We start from the raw sequence: 22222 nt of genomic DNA, 5'->3' as shown, positions 1-22222 counted from the left end.
AATACAACTATTTTTATATTCAAAATATTTTTTTGTTAAAAAAATAAAGAGGGCTAAAAATCAGCCCTCTTTTATATTATTTATTTACAATAATTTAGTCGTTTATTGTCCATGAAATGTAATATACAGATCCTATACTACCTGAACCCGGAGCTACTACATATTCTTCTCCAGTTAAGTTTGTAGCACCTATTTTAAATCTAGATTTTAATACTGGAATTCTATAATTTAATTGTGCATCGATTACAGTTCTTGAGTCTATAACTCCTGTTAAGAAACTAGATTCCCATAAGAAACTGTCTTGCCAACGCGCATTAATGTTAAACCCAATATTTTTAAATAATTTAGGATTACCAAAAGACACTTTTACTTGATGTTCTGGAGTATTAAATCCAGGATTAAATTCAGGATCAGAATCTTGATCGAAAATTAATTTAGATAATGTATAATTTAATCCAAAGTTAAAATTACCAAATACTTTTGTGCTTGCTCCAAGTCCAAAACCGTATGAGCTAATATCTGCTAATGAATTTGTATTTAAATTAAACGCTGTTATATCGCCTGCAGCCAACGCTCCTAATGCAAGTGCATCTGGTTGTCCATTTGCATCTAAACTTCCGTAATTAGGGATAATAACATCTTTAAAAGCTACGAAATCTTGATATTGGTTGTAGTAACCATTAATATCTAATTCTAAAATATTATCGTCATTAATTCCAATAATACTACGATATCCTAATTCGTAAGAAGTAACCGTTTCTGGTTTAACTGGACTTACATTCGCTCTTACTGGCGCTCCTGCGAATACAGAAGAAGGAAGTAATGCTCTACTAAAAGCGTCTCTACCAGTAATAGTACTTGTAGTTCCATCATTATTAGCAGTAATAGCCACAAATCTATCTAAATTTTCTTCCGCAGTACCTATAGAGAATCTATTTGGTCCAATACGTAAACCTGAATATTGCTCTAAAATACTAGGGTTTCTAAATCCTGTTTGATATGATGCTCTTAAGATATGATCATTATTTTCATCTAATGCATAGTTTAATGCAATCCTTGGAGAGAAGTTCCCTTCAAAATTTTTAGACTTATCGTAACGAACAGATCCTGTAAACTTTAATTTATCGTTTAAAAATTTCTTCTGAATCTGTGTATAAAATCCATAATTATCAAAAGTAATTTGACTTCCTAGATCTGTAAATAAAGTACCGTTTGAATTTACAAGATGTCTACGGAAAGATCCTCCTACCTGTATTTCTGCCCAATCAATAAGATCTCTAAAGTTATAATTTGCATCTCCATGGTAGTAAGATGTTACATCTGTAATACCTGCACCTCCATTAGATATTGGAGTACTAGCAACAGTATTTAACGCATTCTCGAATGCTTGAGTTCCAGGAACAAATCTATTAGCATCTGCTACATTTCTAGCAGCTGCATGACTTCCTGTAGCTAAGAATGCACCAATATATTCTCCATACCATTGTGAAGAAGGTTTATTTAATTCATCGATACCAATACCTAAGAATCGTAAATCTGTACTTTGACCAGAATCATTACCAGTATAATATCCTCTTAAGAAAAAGTTCTTTCCTAAAACTTCTAATTTATACTGCTCTACGTAATAATCTTTCTGCGAAAAACGGTTACTACCTTGGTAAATATTATTTCCTCTAGAAAAACGAGAATTTAAAATCACTTCTATTCTATCATCACCCCATGGTCTATAGTGTAATGATCCATCAAACTTCATGTTATATCCATCGTAGTTTACTAAATCTGTTTCTGCATACCCTGTTCTACTTACATCAACATTTGGAACCAATGCAGAAGCACCAGCTGGTATTAAACCACCTAATTCTAATAATTGAGCAATCTCATTGATATTAGCAGAAACTTCATCTCCATAAACATTTACTCCATCGTAGTTTGTATCTGACTCTCTAGTTCCTGGAATTACAACTCCTGCAATACCGCTTGTATTTGATAAATCGTTTGCATGCCACTCTTCTGCATCGAAATACGTGAAGTTTACTTTACCAGCAAACTTATCGCTAAATTTATATGCCATTCTAGCTCCTACATCGTAGAAAAGATCACTCTTTTCTGTAGCTTCCTGCGATATAAAACCTGATTTTACATAAGTACTTACTCCATCAAATTCAAATGGACTTTTTGTTCTCATTAATAAAATTCCGTTAAATGCATTTGCTCCATAAAGTGCAGAAGATGCTCCTGGTAGAATTTCCACATTTTTCACATCTAATTCTGAAGGTCCTACTAAGTTACCTACAGAGAAATTTGTAGCTGGAATAGAAGTTTCAACTCCATCTACCAATTGTACAAAACGTGTATTATCGAATGTAGAGAAACCACGAGAGTTTATAGATTTAAATCCGTAGTTCGCTTCGTAAGAATCAATTCCTTTTAAATTAACTAACCCGTCATAGAAAGAAACCGAAGTATTTCTTTTAATATCTGCAATACCAATTCTCTCAATTGTTACTGGCGATTCTATAATACGCTCGGGTGTTCTAGAGGCAGAAACTACTACTTGATCTAAAACAAATGTTTCTTTTAAGATTACATTAATTTCTTCTGAAGCATCGCTAATTTGTAATACTTCTGTTTGAAACCCAACAAGAGAAACATTTATGGTAACCGGAAACTTTTTTACTTTAATTGTGAATTCTCCATCTATATTAGATGTTGCAGATTCTCCTTCACTTGAACGAATAGACACTCCTGGAAAAGGCTCTAAGTATTCATCGAATACTAGTCCTGAAACTTCAGTTTGTGCTATTGCGAAAAAAGTACTTAAAGAAAAGAATAGTGCTAGTAATTTTCTAACCATACTATTTTGAATTAATTGATTTTGTATTGATGTAAATTATTTTATGACGGTGAGATATTAATCTTCTTCTAAAGAGAAATTAATAGGGAAACCGTATTTTACCGAAGTAGTTTCACCATCTTTGATACCTGGCTTAAATTTAGGTAAGTTTGAAACTACTCGAATAGCTTCATCTTTTAATATTTTACCTCCTTTAGGTCCCAAAGCTTTGATATTAGTAACATTTCCGTCTTTGTCTATAATAAAACGCACCCAAACTTCTCCTTGAAGTTTATTGATTAATGCTTCGTTTGGATATCTGAAATGTTCTTGAATATGTTTGATCATTTCTGTGTTAAAACAGTCTAATTGATCTGATGATTTGTCTTCACTTTTACAGTCTGGAAAAAGAGGAATGTTACTCACAGTGCTAAATTTTGCAGCTTTTCTTACCTCTTCTTTCGAAAGTGTATTTGTTAATGCTGCTAAATTGGTTTTAAGCGCAACTGATTTTGAGATTTCATTGTCGTGACTAGTACTAGAAAGTCCAGAACTATTTAATCCATTAGCTCCTGAAGTTATTTTCTTTCTTTTCTTCAAAAATCTTTTCTTAGGTGCCGATATCCTAACTGAGATTTGCCTTGCCTTCTTGTCCTTTGAGTTCTTTGAAGGTTTAATAGTACACTTAGTTATACTATTTAAATCTACCGCTGCATCTTCTGGGGTCTCACATGTCTCTTTTTGAGCTAAGACATTAACTGACAGCCCTAAAAAAAGTAATACTAGTATTTTTTTCATGAGTCAAGGGATTTAAACCAATAATACACAAGTGTATATTATTAGCTTTTTATTTAGATTTTACACAATGTTCCAACTACAAAAGTAGGAAAAAATTGCATACAAAAGCCATTAGCCCTTGAAAAACAGCCCTTTTTTAACTTTTTATAAACAAGTGTTAACAAATTTTACACTAAAAAAACATTTTTAATACAGAAAATTATTGTAAGGAAAAATTTTTGTGTGGATCTTTTTTACTTCTTCGTAGACCTTTTCTTTAAATTCTTCTATATTTTCTTTATCAATGGCAGAAATAAAGCACACTTCTTTACTCAAATCATTAATCCATGTTTTCTTCCAATCTTCTAAAGTGTAGTGTTCTTTTGTTTTTTGTGTAACTAGATCGTCTTCGTCAATCGTTTTATGAGTATATGCATCTATTTTATTAAAAACCATAATTACTGGTTTATCTGCGCTTTTTATCTCATCTAAGATCTTATTAACCGAATCTATATGATCTTCAAAATTTGGATGTGAAATATCTACCACATGTACCAAAAGATCTGCTTCTCTAACTTCATCTAAAGTAGACTTAAAAGATTCGACTAATTGTGTTGGAAGTTTACGTATAAACCCTACTGTATCTGTTAAAAGGAATGGAAGATTCTGTATCACAACTTTTCGTACAGTAGTATCTAATGTTGCAAACAATTTGTTTTCAGCAAATACAGCACTTTTACTAATTAAATTCATTAGTGTAGACTTTCCTACATTGGTATAACCAACTAAAGCCACACGTACCATTTTACCTCTATTTTTACGTTGCACTCCCATTTGTTTATCAATGGCTTGCAACTTCTTTTTAAGGAGTGTTATTTTATCTCGAATAATACGTCGATCCGTCTCAATTTCCGTTTCTCCAGGCCCTCTCATTCCAATCCCTCCTTTTTGCTTATCAAGATGTGTCCACATTCTCGTTAAACGAGGAAGTAAGTATTCGTATTGCGCTAATTCGACTTGTGTTTTCGCAGAACTAGTTTGTGCACGACTAGCAAAAATATCTAAGATTAGATTCGTTCTATCTAGTATTTTACAATTTAGAACTTTTTCTATATTTCGTAATTGTGCTGGTGTTAATTCATCATCAAAAATAGCTGTACCAATTTCATTAGACTCAACAAAAGCTTTTACATCTTCTAGTTTTCCAGACCCAATAAATGTTTTTGGGTGTGGTCTTTCTAACTTTTGTAAAAATCTTTTAGTAGGTACTCCTCCAGCTGTAACGGTTAAAAACTCTAACTCATCTAAATACTCTTGTGCCTTTTCTTCATTTTGATGTTGAGTTATTACTCCAATTAGCACCGCTTTCTCAGATATTACTTCGCGTGTTTCAATCATAGAGGGCAAAATTACAAATTATAGTGATGCTTTTTCACACTATACTATTTTTTAAGCAGTTTTCTTTACGCATTCATACACAAATGCAGGTGGTAAGTTAATGGCTTCAAATTTTACTGAGACATTATTTCTTCCGAAGACTTTTTTCAGCTTCTTTAAATAATTGAGACTGTATTGAAATTGAATAAAGATTCCTTTTTCTTTTAAAGAATCGTACGATTTTATAAGAATATTTTTACTTATTTCTTTTGGAATGATTGCTAACGGCAAACTAGAAACAATATAGTCTGCATTCTGAAAGCCTCTTTTTTCTATTTCTTCCTGAATATTTTCTGCAGAAGCTTTTAAAACTATTAGTTGATCATTATTAATTTCTAGCAATTCATTATAGAAACTATCGTTTATCTCAAAGCAAATTAACATAGTTTCTGGGTGTATTTTTTCTAAAATATGTTTTGTAATAGCTCCATTGCCTGGCCCTAACTCCACAATAAGTTTTGCTTCATTAAAGTTAATGTTTTTCAACATTTTATCTGCTAAAAAACGGGAACTTGGAGCAATTGTACCAGAAGTTTTGGCTGTAGCGATTGCTTCTTTAAAAAAATTGAACTTTTTACTCAAAAGCTGTATAGTGTTTTGTATTTTTATAAATAAATTGCTGCACAAATATGCGTTTTTTCGTAGACTTTTTACGTTTATTTTATCCTAATTTATGTATAAACTGTTCGGATCATTTACTTTTTTCAGAAAAAGTTTTATGTACTATTTGTAGTAATGATTTGCCTACTATTACAATAGACGACTACAAGAACAATTTTGTTACAAATACTTTGTATGGGAAAATAAAAATTGAATCTGGTGCTTCTTTCCTCTATTTTAAAAAAGGGAATATTTCGCAGAAACTTATTCATAATTTAAAGTATAATGGAAGACAAGATATTGGTCTATTTTTAGGAAATTGGTTTGGCTATCAACTAAAAGAAAACAAGGTGTTTAAAGATGTAGATTATATTATTCCTGTTCCAATTCACTTAAAAAAGAAACGCAAAAGAGGATATAATCAAGTTGATAGTTTTTGTAAATGTATTAGCGATGTATTACAAATCACTTACATTCCAAACTTACTAACTAAAGTAACAAACAATACTTCCCAAACATTTAAAACTCGCTTTGAAAGATCTAAAGATCTAGCGCATAATTTTAAATTAACAGATGTATCTTTCTTAAAAAATAAACATGTACTTTTAGTTGATGATGTAATTACTACTGGCGCTACTCTGGAGTCTTGTTGTAAAGAATTGTTAAAAACAGAAAAATTGAAAATAAGCATTTTGAGTATTGCGTTTACAAGTGATAGCTAGTAGTTTTTTACTACTTTTGATGTTATCTAAATTTCGATTCTTGTGAAACTTTATAAACAGTTATTTTTTATAGTATTCTCATGTATAATTTTATTATCAGGTTGTGCTAGAAAAGGAAGTCCTAGTGGAGGACCTAAAGATGAAACAGCTCCGATAATGGTTATTGCAAAACCTGCTTATGAGAGTTTAAATTTTGATGGAGAAAATATTCGTATTTATTTTGATGAGTACATTATTTTAAGAGATTTAAACAAAAAACTAATCGTTTCTCCTCCATTTAAAAACCCTCCTTTAATTACACCACAAGGAACACCTAGCAAGTATATTAATATTAAAATTTTAGATACTCTAAAAAAGAACACAACTTATACTTTTAATTTTGGAGATGCTATTCTTGATAATAACGAGAATAATAAATTAGAAAACTTTAAATATGTTTTTTCTACGGGAGACTTTATCGATTCTCTTACAGTTAGCGGTTCTGTTATAGATATAAAAGAAAAGGTAAAAAGTAAAAACTATAATGTGCTTTTATACAAGGTAGATTCAACTTTTAATGATTCTATTATTTATAAAAGAAAGCCTGATTATGTAACAAAAACTATTGATTCTCTTAATTTTAAATTCACTAATGTAAGCGATGGAGATTACAGGGTTTTTGCTTTAGAAGAAGAAACTTCTGATTATTTATTTAATTCAAAATTAGATCAAGTAGGTTTTTTTGAAGGAACAATCTCTTTACCAAAGGATAGTGTTATTATTAAACCAATTATTCTTTTTAAAGAAGATCAACCTTATAAATTTAAAAGAGGTAAAGAATTAAGTAAAGGAAAAATAAACTTTGGTTTTACTGGAAAACAAAAAGACATGAAAGTTGAAGTAATTTCTAAGGTTCCAGCAGATTTTAAAGCATTTTCTAAAGTTCTTAAAGATAAAGATTCATTAATTTACTGGCACACTCCAATAAAAGCTGATTCTTTAAACTTTATTGTTACCAACAACAATCATAAAGATACAACTCGCGTAAAATTAAGAAAGAAAAAAATTGACTCTCTTACTGTTTCATCTAGTATTAGAGGTAGTAATTTACACTTAGCAGATACCCTGTTCATCAACACTAACAATCCAATTGTAGCATTTGATAAAACCAAATTTTCTTTAGTAGATGCAGACACCGTTGCTGTAAATTTTGAAATTAAAGAAATAGACTTTAATAAGCTCGCTGTTTTATTTGAAAAAAAACCTAATTCTAAATACAACTTAGAAATCCTTCCTAAAGCCATAGAAGACCTATATAAGGTACAATCAAAAGATACTATACGTTATACACTAAATACTAAGGAAATTGAAGATTACGGCTCTATTTCATTAAATGTTGTAAAAGAAATTGAAGAGCCTATAATTATTGAGTTAATAATGGATAAAAAAGTGGTAAGTAGTACTTACTTAAAAACCTCTAAAAAGATTGATTTTACACTTTTAGAACCTAAAAAATACACAATAAGAGCTATTGTAGACTCCAATGAAAATGGCGTTTGGGATACCGGAAGTTATTTACTTAAAATACAACCAGAACGCATTATATATTTCCCTGAAGTTATAGAAATGCGAGCCAATTGGTCTTTTAATGAAACTTTAACCATAAAAAAAGAGCACTATTAAGTGCTCTTTTTTTTAAATAACCTCTCTAATTTTCCTCAGGTCCCACATTTTCATTAATACACATCAAACATTAAAGCGAAAAATCAAGAGAAAGTTCATAAGAAAGCGGAACGTGTTTACCGTTTCTCCTAGCTGGAGTAAATTTTGGCAGCTTAGAAATTAATCCTGCTGTATATTTTCCTAGTATTTTATCTTCGTTGTTGTCTATTATTTTTTTGATTTGGATTTTTCCGTATTTATCAAATAAGAATTGAACAGAAACTTTACCTGTAATATTGTCCTCTATAGCTTCTTCTGGATACTCAAAGTTTTTCTGAATATGCTTTCCTATTACACTTTTAAAGCACTTTAAAATTTTAATATCCTTAAATGCTTTACAGGCTTCGAATACTGGCACGTAATCCACTTCGTGCAATAAGTAAACTGATTTCTTATTTATTTTGTTTACCGCTAATTTCTTATCTGTATTAGCACCTCCTTTTGCATTTGTTTTCACCCCTTTTGTGTCTAATTCAGTAATTGCTCTTACAGCATCTTTTGCTTTTTGAATAGCTTTCTTTTCCGCTTTCCTTTTTCTAAGAAAACGACGACCTTGAGATGCATTAAAACTTAGGATGATTTGACGTATCGGTTTGCCATCTTTGTCTAACTCTTTAGATATGACTTTGCATTTGTCTATACTATTTAAGTCTTCTTCTGTTACAGTATTTTTATCGGAATCACAAGTCTTAGATGATTGTGCTGTCACTAAATTTCCTATAAACAGGCAAACGAGTAACCAATGTACTTTTTTCATGTGGGGGGATTTTAATTGGTTATGTAATATTCACATTAGCTAATTTAGAAAAAAAATGTTAAAAAAGCTAATTTTTCATTAATAATTCAATTTTTTAACCTACAGCTTGTTTATTTAACACTGTTTTGACATTTATTTTACAGATAAATTAAAGAGAAAAGTCTAAATGGAATTCATAATAAACAGCAACAGGTTTCCCTTCTTTCTTAGCTGGTTTAAACTTTGGCAATTTAGAAATTAACTCTACGGTATAACTCGTAAGTATATCTTCTTTATTTTCATCTGTAGCATTTACATTTACTACTTCTCCTTTTTCATTAATAATAAATTTGATCGCTACTTTACCTACAATTCCATTTTCTACAGCTTCTTCAGGATATACAAAATTCTCTTGTATATGTTTACTTATACCAATATTGAAACATTTCTTCTGGCTTCTTTGTGAATTAGAATTGCAATTAATAAATACAGGTACTTTATCTACCTTATAAAAATTATAAACTGTATTGTGTACTTCTTCTACTTTATTAATTTTTGAAGTAGTGCTCTTTTTTTTCTTTTTTACTGAAAGTTTCTTTGCATCAACATCCTTTTTCCTTTTAATAAGAAAACGTGTTTTATTATCTGCCTCTGAAGTTTTTGTGTCTTTATTTTTATTATAAACAATTTCAACCTCGATATTTTGAGAAGCTTTTTTGTTTCTCTTAATTTCGATAGACTGATTTTGTTTATCCTGAGAGTATGCTTTGCAAACCATAAACATACAGATCAGCAACCATATAACTTTCTTCATAGTTTGGGGATTTATAAAGTTTGGTTATTCTGTATTTTTTGTAATATTGGGATAGCTAATATACTAAAAAAAATCTCTTTTTTATAGTTAAAACTAATTTAAATTGATTTAATTAACTTAAAATTATACTTCCTTAACACTTAAAACAAGTAGTTCATTTTCAACTACTTGTTCACTTTAGCCCAAGTATCTCTTAAGCCAACAATCTTATTAAAAACAAGTGCATTCTCAGTGCTGTCAGTATCTACATTGAAATATCCTAGACGTTGAAATTGAAATCTATCTGCAACCTTCGCAGCAACCAAACTTGGCTCTACAAATGCTTTAATTACCTGTAAAGAATCTGGGTTTAAAAATTCCATAAAATCTTTGTCTTTATGAGAATCTGGTGCTTCATCTAAGAATAAACGATCATAAATTCTTACTTCAGCTTCTACGGCATGTTTAATAGAAACCCAATGCAATGTACCTTTAACTTTACGTTTACTTTCTTCTGTTCCACTTCCAGATTTACTTAAAGGATCGTAGGTACAGTGAATTTCTGTAATGTTTCCTTCGGCATCTTTTACACAACTTTCTCCTTTAATGATATAAGCGTTTTTTAAGCGTACTTCTTTACCTAAAGCTAAGCGGAAATACTTCCTGTTCGCTTCCTCTTTAAAATCCTCTCTTTCAATGTATAATTCACGAGAAAAAGGTATTTCTCTAGATCCAGCATCTTCTAATTCAGGGTTATTTTCTGCAATTAAGATTTCTTCTTTGTCTTCTGGATAGTTTGTAATTACAAGTTTTACAGGGTTTAAAACTCCCATTACTCTGTTTGCATTTTTGTTTAAGTCTTCTCTAATCTTAAACTCTAATAACGCTACATCAATTACATTTTCTCTTTTAGAAACTCCTACAGTTTCAATAAAATTACGAATTGCAGCTGGTGTATATCCTCTTCTTCTTAATCCAGAAATTGTTGGCATTCTAGGATCATCCCATCCACTTACTACACCTTCTTCAACTAACTTAAGTAACTTACGCTTACTCATAATAGTATAACTTAAGTTAAGTCTTGAAAACTCTCGTTGTTTTGGCATTAATGGATATTCACTTTTGCTATAAGTGTACACATTATCTCTAAACCAATTGTATAAATCTCTATGTGGCTTAAATTCTAAAGAACATAACGAATGAGAAATTTGTTCGATATAATCACTTTCTCCATGTGTCCAATCGTACATAGGATAAATTACCCAATCTGTTCCTGTTCTATGATGTGCTTTTTTAAGAATTCGATACATAATAGGATCTCTTAACAACATATTTGGAGATGCCATATCTATTTTAGCTCTTAATACATGTGAACCTTCCTCGAATTCTCCTTCTTTCATCTTTGTGAATAATTCAAGGTTTTCTTCAACTGTTCTATCTCTAAACGGACTAGCCACACCAGGTTCTGTTGGTGTTCCTTTTTGCTCTGCCATAGCCTCAGAGGTTTGGCTATCTACATAGGCTTTTCCGTCTTTAATTAATTGTATAGCCCAGTCGTACAATTGCTGAAAATAATCAGAAGAATAACATTCGTTTTCCCATTTGTAACCTAACCAAGCAACGTCTTTTTTTATAGCATCTACATACTCTTGTTCCTCTTTAGCTGGATTTGTATCATCGAAACGTAAGTTTACAGGTGCATTGTATTTTTCACCTAAACCAAAACTAATTCCAATAGCTTTTGTATGTCCAATGTGTAAATAACCATTTGGTTCTGGAGGAAAACGAAAACGTAATGCTTCGTTTTTCATCCCATTGGTTAAATCTTCTTCTATAATTTGCTCAATAAAATTCAATGATTTCTTTTCTTCTGACATTTTCTATTAAATTGAAGTGCAAAACTACATAAAATTGTTGACGTGATTTCTATATAAATCAACTCCTTTTAAAATAAAAAGACAATGATTTATCAAATCAAAATTAAGAACTTCATAAGGCTAAAATTGTTTCGTTTCTAACTGGATTTTTCTTTCATTTCAAAAACTTATCTTTAGAAGGTTATTTTTTCGCATTGAAAGTTTTAAAAATCATATTGAAAGTATTGATAACCATAAGTATTGTTTTTATACTTGGGCTTATTGGTGGTGGTTATTATCTAAAAACACATAAGGAAAAAGTACTTCATGAATTCTCTCAATGGTACCATAAACATCATAAAGGAACATTAACTTTTGATAATATTTCAGTAAACACTTTTAAGCATTTTCCTTCCTTATCTTTTACAATTCATAAGGTTTCTTTGAAAAACTCACTTGATAACGGACAACAAACTCAAGATTTTTCATTTGATGAAGTAGATTTAAAGGTATCTCTTAAAAACTTATTGCGAAAGAAAATTCAATTCAATTCTTTAATCATGAAGAATGGAAAGGTATTTTTATTCACTGATAAAAACAACCTTTCTAACACAACTGTTTTTTCAGCTAAAAAAACAGCTTCTAAAAAAAAGCATCTACAGTCTTGGTTTTCTAAGGAACAAATGCATTTAGAACTTACTAATGTAAAATATGAGATCATACAGGAGTTTAATCATCAAAAAATAAGTGGAAATTTAAATGGTTTAAATGCTACTGTTTCTTTGAATGATACTATTATTCATACCGATTTAGTTTTAAATGCCTATATGGAAGAGTTAGGTTTTAATTTACAAAACGGAGCTTTCTTAAAAGACACACGTGTAAAGTTAAGGATGCACCCTACACTATTTATCGATAAAAAAAACATAGCTATTCCACCTTTCGATATTGTATTGAATGATCAGATTTTTAAGGTAGGAGGTACGATATATACTCAAGGCTATGGTTCTTTTGATTTGACTATTAAAAACAGTAAAACCGACTATGATAAAACGGTTAAACTTTTGCCTGCTAACATTCGAAAAACATTAAAACATTTTTCTTTTGCCAAACCAATTCATACCGATATTGCATTACAAGGAAGTTTTGGTCCCAATAGTAATCCGTATGTAAATGTTGATTTTAAAATAGCTAAAAATAATTTACAAATAAAGGATAGTATTACCATTGACAGTTTAGATTTGGTTGGAAATTTTATTAGCGAAGAAAGTGGTGTTTTAAAATTGCATACTAAAACATTACAAGGAGTTTATAAAGGCATTTCTTTCTCTACTAAAAAAGCTGATTTATATAGTACCGCAAGCGGAAAAACATCTATACAAACCGTAACTACTGCTAAAGGAAATACAAAATCATTAAACTCATTACTTAACAACACTACTTTTTTATTTCAGGAAGGGAGGTTTAATTTAACATCTCAAATAAGTGGAAATATCAATAATTTAGATAGTTTGTTACAAACTACGAAAAGCTCTTTTAGTATACAAAACAGTAATGTATTACATAAAGAATTAGGTGTTCGTATAGCTATTGATACTTTGCATTTAGCTATTGCTAAAAAAGATGCTAATCTTAGTATTTTAAAAATTCCTCTTAAAGAAAACAACATTGATCTTACTGGTAAAATAACTAATGTGCTTGCCTTAGTTTTTGGAAAAAAAGAACCTGTAGCTACTGCTATTAAAATGAGTTCTGAAAAGATTGCTTGGAAGAATGTTACGCAGCTATTTAACAAAATAGATAGCTTTAATACTGGTACTGCAAAGCAGCATTTAGTTATTAATGATTTTGCTAAAAGTATTTATCAAAAATTCAACCCGAATATTTCTATAAAGTTCAAGGAATTTAACTATAAAGATTTTCAACTTTTCAATGCAGAAACTGGACTGAAATTTAAAAATGAAAATCAAATTTATTTAAAAAATACTGGTTTCGATTATAGAAATGGCAGCGTTGTTTTAGATGCCAATTTAGATATTACTGATCCTGAAAAAACAATATTTGAAATTGAAAGCACTACTAGTAAATTAGATTTTGCTAAGGTTGTTAAAGATTACGATTATTTTGGAATACAAAGTTTACAAAACTTAAAACAGTTTACTGGAGCAATAGATGTAAATACTGTTGTAAAAGGTGTTTTAAACAATGATAAAGGTTTAGATTTACAGACACTTTCAGGAAAAATTGACTTTAATATTGATAGTTTATCTATTGATGGATTTAAACCTTTAGAGAAGGTTGCTGATCTTGTTTTTAGGAAAAGTAGATTTGAAAATATACGTTTTGCTCCTATTTCTAACACCATTTACTTTAAAAACAAAACCGTTGAAATTCCACGTACTGAAATTCAATCTACTGCTTTTAATTTATATGTGCTTGGAGATTTAGGTTTTGATAATAACACTAATCTCTGGATATCTATACCTCTTAGCAATTTAGAGTATAGAAATATAAAAAACATTCCTAAAAAAGTGGCTTACAAAAATTCTGGATGGAAAGTATTTGTACAAGCAGTAAGCAATTCTAAAAATGAAATAGATTATAAGTTTCGATTAAGCGACAGGAAACTTCTTGAAGAAGAAAAACATTTAAATAAACAAATCCTTCTTTACAAAAAAGATGAACAATTACACGGGAAACATGAACAGCAAAAGCGTTTAAAAAACAGAATATTAGAAAAAGTTCAATAATAAAAAAACTCCACATACCTTACATTAGTACATGGAATTTCTTATAAAATCTATCCTGTAGTCTTACTTACAGATAAATTAGGATGGGGATTAGAATACATTAATGCTTTTAACATTTTAAAACTACATTAATCAATTTAAAAAACTGCTTTTCAGCACATAAAAAAAGTCCGAATAAAATTTATCCGAACTTTTTTATTAAAAACAACCAATTATTAAGCTATTCGATTTTAAACCTTATTTGTAATTAGCTTGTAGTTTTTCTAATATGCTTTTTGAAGGAGTTTTCATTATTTCTCCAACAGTATTCTCAACTAAATTATAGGCACTAGGTAATTTGTTTTTTAATTCATCTTTATTTCTAATAGTCCATTCATTTTCGTTCGGTCCATATTCTTCTTGTAAATTCCAATAGGTACTAATTAGCCAATATGCAAATTCCTGAATCACTACTCTTTCATATGCTTCTTTATCTTCTTTCAAATCATCATAGCTATCTATATCATAAAAACCTTTGTTAATTGCTTCTTGCATTACATTAAATACAGTAGCATCTTTAGTATTAAAAGACCATTCTTCTGGATATTCATAGTTCAAACCTATATCTGTAATAAAATGCAATAAATGTTCCACAACTTCCATAGTTTGTAAGGGTACATTATACATAATTACATCACAAACACTACATTTATTTTCGTACTTAGTGTAAAGTTCTTCCATAACATTTTCTGGCATAGCATCGTGATGTCCATCGATTACTGGAATCGTTGCTTTATATTGTATTAGGTTATTTAAAACCTTATGTTGTCTTACTAGATTTAATGAACTATCTTGAGGAAATATCTCTTGAAGTGTAGTCCCAACTTCTTCTAAGAAACTATTAGGAACGTCTTTCATTACGATAAACTCCATACCATACACATTCATTTTTTTAGCAAAGGCTCCCGATCCGTTATGAATGCTAATTGCAAGATTTGAAGGGTTTACCGTTTTTGAATTTTGTGGAGTAGCAAATACACAAGCTCCTAGTTTAGGATTTTTCTCTTGACCTCTTTCTTCTTGCTTTTTAGGAGTTACTTTACAAGAAGTAAAAATTGTTAAGACACATATAACAGCAAGGCAAAATATTTTCTTCATTTGTACTATCTTAATTCCTTTATATCGAAAAGTTTTCAGTTAAAAACAGAGAAAAGAGCAACCTTAATCAGTGAAAAAAGTATAAGATATCCCATAATAAATATCTCTTCTAAAACAATTCATCAAAACAAATAACTGAAAAAAGCGCTCTCGTTCTCTAATTATAATCCTCATTATTAAAAATCATGAGTTGCTAGTCATTGTTTAAACTAACAACTCATAAAAAAATCAAGGGTTGGATAATCTTTTTTATCTTTTATAAGTTCCATCAGGCAAAACTGTTGGAAGTTTATATTGAACATTTGTTAGTAAAGCATATACATCTGTATCTGTTGTTTGCACTTTATCTTTTGTATTTAATTTCCATTCTTGTTGAATCTCACTTAAACGATTTACTTGAGCTCCTAAAATAGAAGTCATTGCCCAATAGAAATACTCAGTGTTTTGACAGTTGTAATCGCAAGTAGTATCGTTATAAGTATACCATGCTCCTGAAGGATATGAACTAGGAATCGTTGTAAATTGCCCACCTCTTGCTTTATCCATTGCATTAGATAATGTTGATCCTGCACTTTCGCCAAATACAGCTGGATAAGCCTTAGAATATCCTGCATTGGTAATAATATGCCAAACTTCCTCTAAAGAAGCATCAAATCTTCCTGTTTTCCCATTTGCAACAAAATTTGGAACTGTTTCTCCATTTCCAAGATCTTGTCCTATTCTTCCTGATGGAGGATTTATAGAATTTAAATCTGATTCTGAAGCCCACATAAAAAGAAATGCTTTATTTTCTAGCATTTTATCTAGAACAGCCTGATTATCTACTACACCGTCTTCATTATTATCTAAATATTGGGCCATTACATTAGCCGCATGTAATAATTTCGCATCTTCTACTCCTGCTACAGCATAAATATCGATTCCAAATACAACTACTTTTCTATTAAATGCAGACATTCCTGCATCTGTATTCGCTACAATTTTAAAATTAGGATCATTTCCTTCATTAATAGTTCCTGAGTTGGTTCCTCCACCAACAACTTCATCATTTTTTGAACAAGACAGGCAGCCAATAGATATAAATGCTATTACTACCATTACGATGTTTGCTGTTACTTTCTTCATATATCTTAATTATTTAATTTGTGTTCCTATTGTTTGATTATATGTAGCATTTACAGTCATTGGAATTTTATTGTCCTTCATAAATTGTAATGCTTCTTTTTGATATGAATTCAATGCGGCATCTTGGCCTGCAAAATTTATAGCCCAAATTTGATGGATGTATTCATTTACGGCAGTCACTCTATCATAATTTCCATTTTCGGCTGCATTTTGCTCAGAAATATCATATGTTCCCGCAGCAATGTCTGCATCCATTAATTGACGAAACTTAGCTCCCGGAGTAAAAGCAAGCGTATTGTCCGATCTACTATATGCTTCAGTTATTGTATGAAATACCTCCTCCCATAAAGCATTAAAGTTATTTGGTCTCCATGTTGAAGAATTTAATGTACTAACAGTCCATCCTTTTCCATCATAGTTTTTTACATATGGCCAATTATCCGTTTGCATACTCATACCGTACAGATTTTTAGAAGTCAACTGTGAAGACATTGAAATTTTATCTACAAAAGAAAGAGGCCCAGAAATAAACAGTACTGTATTTGCTAAATACGTATTTAATTGTTTTCTATCTTCATCAACAACTCCATCGTTGTCTTGATCTAAAAAACTACTGAATAAACGTACGGAATGATCAAAAATCTCTTTAGCAGTAGTTCCTGGTGTGGTTTCTGGACTACCAGGTGCTGCTGCACTACCTACAATATAAAATCCGTTAATATTATGCACATAATCTGCATTTGCTTTTAGATATTCTTCTAAGGTATTATTAGAAGATCCTGTTCCTGATGTACCATTATCTGGCACAACTAATTCTTCATTTTTAGAACATGAAGTATAAAATATTCCTATTAGGATTAGGAATGAATAAAGGGTTTTCTTAGCCATACTTTTAAAATTTAACATTGTTACACTTGTAACTTCAAAAGTATGGCCAGAATTGCTTTAAAAAGGCTCCTAGAAGTCCGTATAAACTCTATTCGGACTCTTTTAGGGAGTTTTGATACTGCTTTGGAGTGATTCCTTCAATATTCTTAAAGGCCACATAAAAAGTTGATTTTGAAGTAAAACCTGCTTCTTGTGCCATTCCTAATATAGATAATTGCTTCGCTTTTGGAGAAAGTAGTAGGTTTTTAAACTCACTTACTCGAAATTGATTTATAAATTGATAAAAATTATTTTGAGTGTGTAAATTGATCAATTTTGACAATTCTTTTTCTTTAATTTCTAACAAATCAGAAAGCAACTTTAAGTTAAGATTAGAGATTGTAAAGTATTTTTTACTCTCTATAGTTGCTATTATTTCAGCAAACTTTTCACTTGTATCTTCTTGCTCAGGTTTTATTTCAGTTTCTTGTTTTTGAAATAATGTAGTAGTGAACATTGCCGATTGAGAGAATCCGTTATGTCCTATCCAATAAATCATAAAGAAGGTAAGTATTGAAGAAACATATGCAAAGTATTCGGCAATATACTCATACTGAAAACCTACTATATCTTCAAGAATCCAAAAAGCATTAAAGAATAAAAAGATATATACTATTGTTTTAATCCAAGACAACGTTCTGTTTTCGATATCTGAATAAAAATCTTTGACTTCTTCCTTATTACTATCGACTTTTTTAAATATAAATATCAAAATAGTTACGTTAAAAAGGTATTCTACTAATCTAAGATCTTCTGTGTGTATACCTAGTATTGTTACAATAAGCCAGGGTAGAAACAATAGAAATATTTTCTTTGGTAGTTTTCTATTTAACGTTGAATTTACATATAAAAATAGTAGTGGAATTGTTAGCAATGTTGCATTAAACAACATCTCTGGAGCTTCTTCTATTGCTTCCAAAAAAGCTTCTAGGACTTCGAAACTTAAAGACCATAAAAACAAACCAATAAAGACATTTGCTTTCCTGTTATCTGATTTTAACGTTATAAATAACAAACCTAAAATTAATGATGTTGCTATAGAAAGTACGTCAATAATTAATAGATAACTAAATTCTAAGGTTATTTGCTCCATGGTATATAAAGGTAATATTTCCGTCTAAATAACCTTATAATATTTTAAAAAGTATTTATATTAAACTAAAAAAGGTTGAGAAAATTTATTCTCAACCTTTTTGTATTCTTATTGTAAAAGTTATTTATTCTATAACTAAAACATTGTTGTTCACATCTACATCTGCCATTAAACCACTTTTATCTATTTGTACAGATTTTACAGGTTTTGCAGTTTCAAATGTATAGGTTGGATAAGCCCATCCCCAATCTTTTAATAATGTAGCATTGGTTGCTTTATGTCCTCTCATAATTTCTAAAGGAATATAAAAAGACTGAGTTGTTCCATCTGCATAAGTAACTTCAACATCTATAGGCATTGGCATTTCTCCAATTCTTTCTAAAGTTACTTCTTTATTATTTATAGATTTTACTCCATAATCTATTCTATGGTTTGTTTGCGTCCATTCATTTAAATACCAATCTAAATGTATTCCAGAAACTTTCTCTGCACTACGTTTAATATCATTAGGAGTTGGATGTTTAAATGAGAAATCACTAAAGTATTTCTTTAATGCTTTCGCTACATTTTCTGCTCCAATAATGTATTCTAATTGACTTAAAAAGATGTTTCCTTTACTATAACTTCCTACGCCATATGCAAAGTTTGTATTGTATCTATCTGCATGTGTAGAAAGTGGTTCTTCTTTTCCTGTACTTACTAAATACGAATATCCTCTATAAGAGCCTTTATGTGGGTTTACTTCACCTTTTCCTAAAATATCGTTTGTTGCTTTATTAGAAATATAGGTTGTAAATCCTTCATCCATCCATGGATGTTTACTCTCGTTTGTAGCTAACAAAAATTGGAACCAAGTATGTGCTAACTCGTGTGCTGTAACACCAAATAAGCTTCCCCAAGATCTTTTTCCTGTAATTAAAGTACATTGTGCGTACTCCATTCCTCCATCTCCTCCTTGTAATACTGAATATTGCTTGTATGGGTACTGACCAATATTTTCGCTGAAATAGTTCATTAATTCAGCTGTTTTAGGCTGTAGTTTCTTCCAATTTTCTAAGTAATTTTCTGCTAAGGTTTTCTTATATAAAAAATGTAAATCTATCCCATTTTTCATTTTATAAATATCGTGGATATATTCTGGATCTGCGGCCCAAGCAAAATCATGTATATTTTCTCCTTTAAAGTTCCATGTAAGTTTCTTCCCTTTTGGAAGTTTTAATTTCTTGCTTTTATCTTCGTATCCATGTCCAACTTCTTGTGGGTTTTGTAGTCTTCCCGTTCCTCCAACGGTATAGCTTTTATCGATATGTAACGTTACATCAAAATCTCCCCAAACACCATGGAATTCTCTTGCAATATAAGGTGGTGTATGCCATCCTTCGAAGTCGTACTCTGCCATTTTAGGATACCATTGTGTCATAGATAAAGCAACTCCTTCCTTACTGTTTCTTCCCGATCTACGGATTTGCACAGGTACTTGCGCATCAAAATCCATTTCAAAAGTTGCTTTTTGTCCTGGTTGAATTGGTTTGTGTAAAGTAACTTCTAATATTGTTCCTACAGTTTCGTAGCTTACTTTTTTCCCATTTTGTTTTAAGCTATTTACTTTAATATAGCCTATTTCATCAGGATTTAGTTTCGCTATTCTACTTTCAACTTTTGGTTCTTCTTTAGTCCCTGTTTTATTCACCATTCTTCCGTCTGGATCTTCAATGGTATGCAACCTTGCATCCATTTGAGAATTAGGTTGAAAGGCATTAAAATACAAGTGATAGAAAACTTTATCTAACACATCTGGTGAATTATTAGTGTACACTAATTTTTGCTTCCCTTTATATTGATATTTCTTCACATCCATATCAATATCCATGGTATAATCTACCTCCTGTTGCCAATAATTCGTCTTTCCTTTTTTCTGAGCAAAACTTGTGCTAGAAAGCAAGAAAAGGCATCCTATTGAATAAATAATTTTTCTCATTTCGTCTGTTTGTTAATCAAAAAAAAGAGCATTTATAAATGCTCTTTTTTTATTTGTTATATGAATGATTATTTTCCGTTCACAATTCTGTCTGCCATACGTAATGCATTGTACGCATTTACTACACGACCTGATACAGATAAATCTGAAAATGGCACTAATTCTCCATCTGGATTTTCTCTTGAAGCAGAACCTGGTCTAATCACTTCAAAATCTATTTTAGTTCCAGAGTTCATTAAAATTCTTTTTACCTGACTTGCTGATAATTGTGGATAGTAAGAACGAATTAATGCAGCAACTCCAGCTGTAGCAGGAGCAGCCATAGATGTTCCACTCTTTTTACCATATTCTCCGTCAGGAGTAGTAGCATAAATTTGTACTCCAGGAGCAAAAACGTCTACATTTCTTTTACCATAATTTGTAAAAGTTGCTGGTAAATTTTTATCATTATTAGCACTCATAGCACCAATTGTAATAAAGTTATCTGCTACTTCATTTTTATTATCTGGTGTATCGTTTGGATATGTTTCAACAACATCGATATCATCACTAGAGTTTCCAGCTGCATTTACGATTAACACATCGTTATCTGCTGCATACTTAATAGCATCGTAAACCCAATCTTTATGTGGAGAATATCCTTTACCAAAACTTGTGTTAATTACTTTAGCTCCATTATCTACTGCATAACGAATACCTAAAGCAACATCTTTATCGTACTCGTCTCCATCTGGAACAGAACGAACTGCCATAATTTTTACATTATTTGCTACTCCTTCCATTCCTTTACCGTTACCTCTAGTTGCTCCAATGATTCCAGAAACGTGTGTACCGTGCGACTCATCTTTTGTAGAGTGTCCAGAGTTTCCATTTCCATATCCTGGGCTATCCTTAATATCTTCTGGATTGTCTCCAACTGTAGCACGATAGTTTTTCTTAAGAATTTCTCCAGAAATTAAGTCTTTGTTTCCTTGTACTTTGTTTGTAAAATAGTTAACAGCTCCTTCTAATTCACTCTTTCCTTCTTTAAGAGAAGACATTCCAAAACCAAAAACTTGTTTTGCAATCGCAATGTAATTTTCTAATTCTGGTTGATCTTTTATTGCTAAAATCTCTTCACTTGTGTAATCAGACTTCTTAAAGTATTTTGTAAAAGCTTCATCTGCTTTAATAATTCCTTCTAAGATTTTTCCGTAAGTAAATGAGTTTTGCTCTAACTTACTTAATCCTTCTTTAGCGTCTTTTAACTCTTTGTTATAGAACTCTTTTACTTTTGCTGCTGTTTCAGCATCTGCAATAGATGGGTTTTGCATAATTCTTTGATACTCTAAAAGCTCTTTATAAGTATCTCCTAAGAAATTCCATCCGTTAATATCGTCTACATAACCATTTTTATCGTCATCGATTCCATTTCCTGGGATTTCATCTACATTTACCCAAGCTACATCTTTTAAATCTTCGTGTTTTAAATCGGTACCGCTATCAACAACTCCAACAACAACCTCAACACCTTTTTTCCCATTTAAAAACTCATATGCTTTGTACACACTCATTCCAGGGATAGAGTCAGTAGCTAAATCTAAATGTTGCCAGTTCTCTTTCTCGGTATCTGTTAACTCTGCTTTCTTTGCAGGTATATCTACCACTACATTTGGTCCTTGAGGAACTGCTTTTTTTGCAACATTTCCTGAGCTAGAACAGCTTGCTAAAGCAACAGCTATTGTTGAATATAAAATAGGTTTTAAAACTCTCATGTT

The 22222-nt window shown here is 30.7% G+C and carries 16 protein-coding genes; 3 read left to right on the top strand and 13 right to left on the bottom strand.

What is annotated here, in order from left to right:
* Window positions 1-94 precede the first annotated feature (94 nt).
* The 4 genes from ACKTTC_RS05805 to ACKTTC_RS05790 all read right to left on the bottom strand — a co-directional run bounded on the left by ACKTTC_RS05805 (window position 95) and on the right by ACKTTC_RS05790 (window position 5629).
* On the bottom strand, window positions 95-2854 hold the full coding sequence (locus ACKTTC_RS05805) for a TonB-dependent receptor (protein WP_408038851.1): 2760 nt from the start codon (window positions 2852-2854) through the stop codon (window positions 95-97).
* A gap of 57 nt (window positions 2855-2911) precedes the next feature.
* Window positions 2912-3631 (bottom strand): energy transducer TonB, encoded by a 720-nt coding sequence (locus ACKTTC_RS05800; RefSeq protein ID WP_408038850.1) that lies wholly within the window; start codon window positions 3629-3631, stop codon window positions 2912-2914.
* 186 nt (window positions 3632-3817) lie between these two features.
* On the bottom strand, window positions 3818-5008 hold the full coding sequence (gene hflX / locus ACKTTC_RS05795) for a GTPase HflX (RefSeq protein WP_408038849.1): 1191 nt from the start codon (window positions 5006-5008) through the stop codon (window positions 3818-3820).
* A gap of 51 nt (window positions 5009-5059) precedes the next feature.
* On the bottom strand, window positions 5060-5629 hold the full coding sequence (locus ACKTTC_RS05790; protein WP_408038848.1) for a class I SAM-dependent methyltransferase: 570 nt from the start codon (window positions 5627-5629) through the stop codon (window positions 5060-5062).
* Between the two features lie 47 nt (window positions 5630-5676).
* Between ACKTTC_RS05790 and ACKTTC_RS05785 the strand changes: the two genes are divergently transcribed.
* Together ACKTTC_RS05785 and ACKTTC_RS05780 are read left to right on the top strand one after the other, a co-directional pair.
* Window positions 5677-6369 carry a ComF family protein gene (locus ACKTTC_RS05785; RefSeq protein ID WP_408038847.1) on the top strand — a complete coding sequence of 231 codons (693 nt, stop codon included), beginning with the start codon at window positions 5677-5679 and terminating at the stop codon, window positions 6367-6369.
* 42 nt (window positions 6370-6411) lie between these two features.
* Window positions 6412-8031: an Ig-like domain-containing protein gene (locus ACKTTC_RS05780; RefSeq protein WP_408038846.1), complete on the top strand. Its 1620-nt coding sequence runs from the start codon at window positions 6412-6414 to the stop codon at window positions 8029-8031.
* 70 nt (window positions 8032-8101) lie between these two features.
* On the opposite strand, the gene ACKTTC_RS05775 is transcribed toward ACKTTC_RS05780, so the two are convergent.
* The 3 genes from ACKTTC_RS05775 to ACKTTC_RS05765 all read right to left on the bottom strand — a co-directional run bounded on the left by ACKTTC_RS05775 (window position 8102) and on the right by ACKTTC_RS05765 (window position 11476).
* On the bottom strand, window positions 8102-8827 hold the full coding sequence (locus ACKTTC_RS05775) for an energy transducer TonB (protein ID WP_408038845.1): 726 nt from the start codon (window positions 8825-8827) through the stop codon (window positions 8102-8104).
* A 148-nt stretch (window positions 8828-8975) separates the two neighbouring features.
* Window positions 8976-9620 (bottom strand): energy transducer TonB, encoded by a 645-nt coding sequence (locus ACKTTC_RS05770; protein WP_408038844.1) that lies wholly within the window; start codon window positions 9618-9620, stop codon window positions 8976-8978.
* 164 nt (window positions 9621-9784) lie between these two features.
* Window positions 9785-11476 carry a glutamine--tRNA ligase/YqeY domain fusion protein gene (locus ACKTTC_RS05765; protein WP_408038843.1) on the bottom strand — a complete coding sequence of 564 codons (1692 nt, stop codon included), beginning with the start codon at window positions 11474-11476 and terminating at the stop codon, window positions 9785-9787.
* 215 nt (window positions 11477-11691) lie between these two features.
* On the opposite strand from ACKTTC_RS05765, the gene ACKTTC_RS05760 reads away from it, so the two are divergent.
* Window positions 11692-14205, top strand: coding sequence for an AsmA-like C-terminal region-containing protein (locus ACKTTC_RS05760; RefSeq protein ID WP_408038842.1), 2514 nt, complete (start codon window positions 11692-11694; stop codon window positions 14203-14205).
* 237 nt (window positions 14206-14442) lie between these two features.
* Here ACKTTC_RS05760 and ACKTTC_RS05755 read toward each other — a convergent pair whose 3' ends face one another.
* The 6 genes from ACKTTC_RS05755 to ACKTTC_RS05730 form a co-directional block, all read right to left on the bottom strand.
* Window positions 14443-15342, bottom strand: coding sequence for a hypothetical protein (locus ACKTTC_RS05755; protein ID WP_408038841.1), 900 nt, complete (start codon window positions 15340-15342; stop codon window positions 14443-14445).
* 249 nt (window positions 15343-15591) lie between these two features.
* The gene (locus ACKTTC_RS05750) at window positions 15592-16467 is read right to left on the bottom strand and encodes a hypothetical protein (RefSeq protein ID WP_408038840.1); all 876 of its coding nucleotides are present in this window, start codon (window positions 16465-16467) and stop codon (window positions 15592-15594) included.
* Window positions 16468-16476: 9 nt separating this feature from the next.
* Window positions 16477-17355, bottom strand: coding sequence for a hypothetical protein (locus ACKTTC_RS05745; protein WP_408038839.1), 879 nt, complete (start codon window positions 17353-17355; stop codon window positions 16477-16479).
* A gap of 88 nt (window positions 17356-17443) precedes the next feature.
* On the bottom strand, window positions 17444-18487 hold the full coding sequence (locus ACKTTC_RS05740) for a helix-turn-helix domain-containing protein (protein ID WP_408038838.1): 1044 nt from the start codon (window positions 18485-18487) through the stop codon (window positions 17444-17446).
* Between the two features lie 124 nt (window positions 18488-18611).
* Window positions 18612-20465, bottom strand: a complete 1854-nt coding sequence (locus ACKTTC_RS05735; protein WP_408038837.1) for a M1 family metallopeptidase — start codon at window positions 20463-20465, stop codon at window positions 18612-18614.
* Between the two features lie 68 nt (window positions 20466-20533).
* Window positions 20534-22219 carry a S8 family serine peptidase gene (locus ACKTTC_RS05730; RefSeq protein WP_408038836.1) on the bottom strand — a complete coding sequence of 562 codons (1686 nt, stop codon included), beginning with the start codon at window positions 22217-22219 and terminating at the stop codon, window positions 20534-20536.
* Window positions 22220-22222 lie beyond the last annotated feature (3 nt).

The sequence above is a fragment of the Tenacibaculum amylolyticum genome (assembly GCF_964511145.1).
Lineage (GTDB): Bacteria > Bacteroidota > Bacteroidia > Flavobacteriales > Flavobacteriaceae > Polaribacter > Polaribacter amylolyticum.
This window is presented reverse-complemented; position numbering and strand designations above follow the sequence as displayed.

Coding starts and splice junctions, on each gene's coding strand:
- ACKTTC_RS05805 (WP_408038851.1), bottom strand. CDS start 2,854: ATGGTTAGAAAATTACTAGCACTATTCTTTTCTTTAAGTACTTTTTTC.
- ACKTTC_RS05800 (WP_408038850.1), bottom strand. CDS start 3,631: ATGAAAAAAATACTAGTATTACTTTTTTTAGGGCTGTCAGTTAATGTC.
- hflX (WP_408038849.1), bottom strand. CDS start 5,008: ATGATTGAAACACGCGAAGTAATATCTGAGAAAGCGGTGCTAATTGGA.
- ACKTTC_RS05785 (WP_408038847.1), top strand. CDS start 5,677: ATGCGTTTTTTCGTAGACTTTTTACGTTTATTTTATCCTAATTTATGT.
- ACKTTC_RS05775 (WP_408038845.1), bottom strand. CDS start 8,827: ATGAAAAAAGTACATTGGTTACTCGTTTGCCTGTTTATAGGAAATTTA.
- ACKTTC_RS05770 (WP_408038844.1), bottom strand. CDS start 9,620: ATGAAGAAAGTTATATGGTTGCTGATCTGTATGTTTATGGTTTGCAAA.
- ACKTTC_RS05765 (WP_408038843.1), bottom strand. CDS start 11,476: ATGTCAGAAGAAAAGAAATCATTGAATTTTATTGAGCAAATTATAGAA.
- ACKTTC_RS05755 (WP_408038841.1), bottom strand. CDS start 15,342: ATGAAGAAAATATTTTGCCTTGCTGTTATATGTGTCTTAACAATTTTT.
- ACKTTC_RS05750 (WP_408038840.1), bottom strand. CDS start 16,467: ATGAAGAAAGTAACAGCAAACATCGTAATGGTAGTAATAGCATTTATA.
- ACKTTC_RS05745 (WP_408038839.1), bottom strand. CDS start 17,355: ATGGCTAAGAAAACCCTTTATTCATTCCTAATCCTAATAGGAATATTT.
- ACKTTC_RS05740 (WP_408038838.1), bottom strand. CDS start 18,487: ATGGAGCAAATAACCTTAGAATTTAGTTATCTATTAATTATTGACGTA.
- ACKTTC_RS05735 (WP_408038837.1), bottom strand. CDS start 20,465: ATGAGAAAAATTATTTATTCAATAGGATGCCTTTTCTTGCTTTCTAGC.
- ACKTTC_RS05730 (WP_408038836.1), bottom strand. CDS start 22,219: ATGAGAGTTTTAAAACCTATTTTATATTCAACAATAGCTGTTGCTTTA.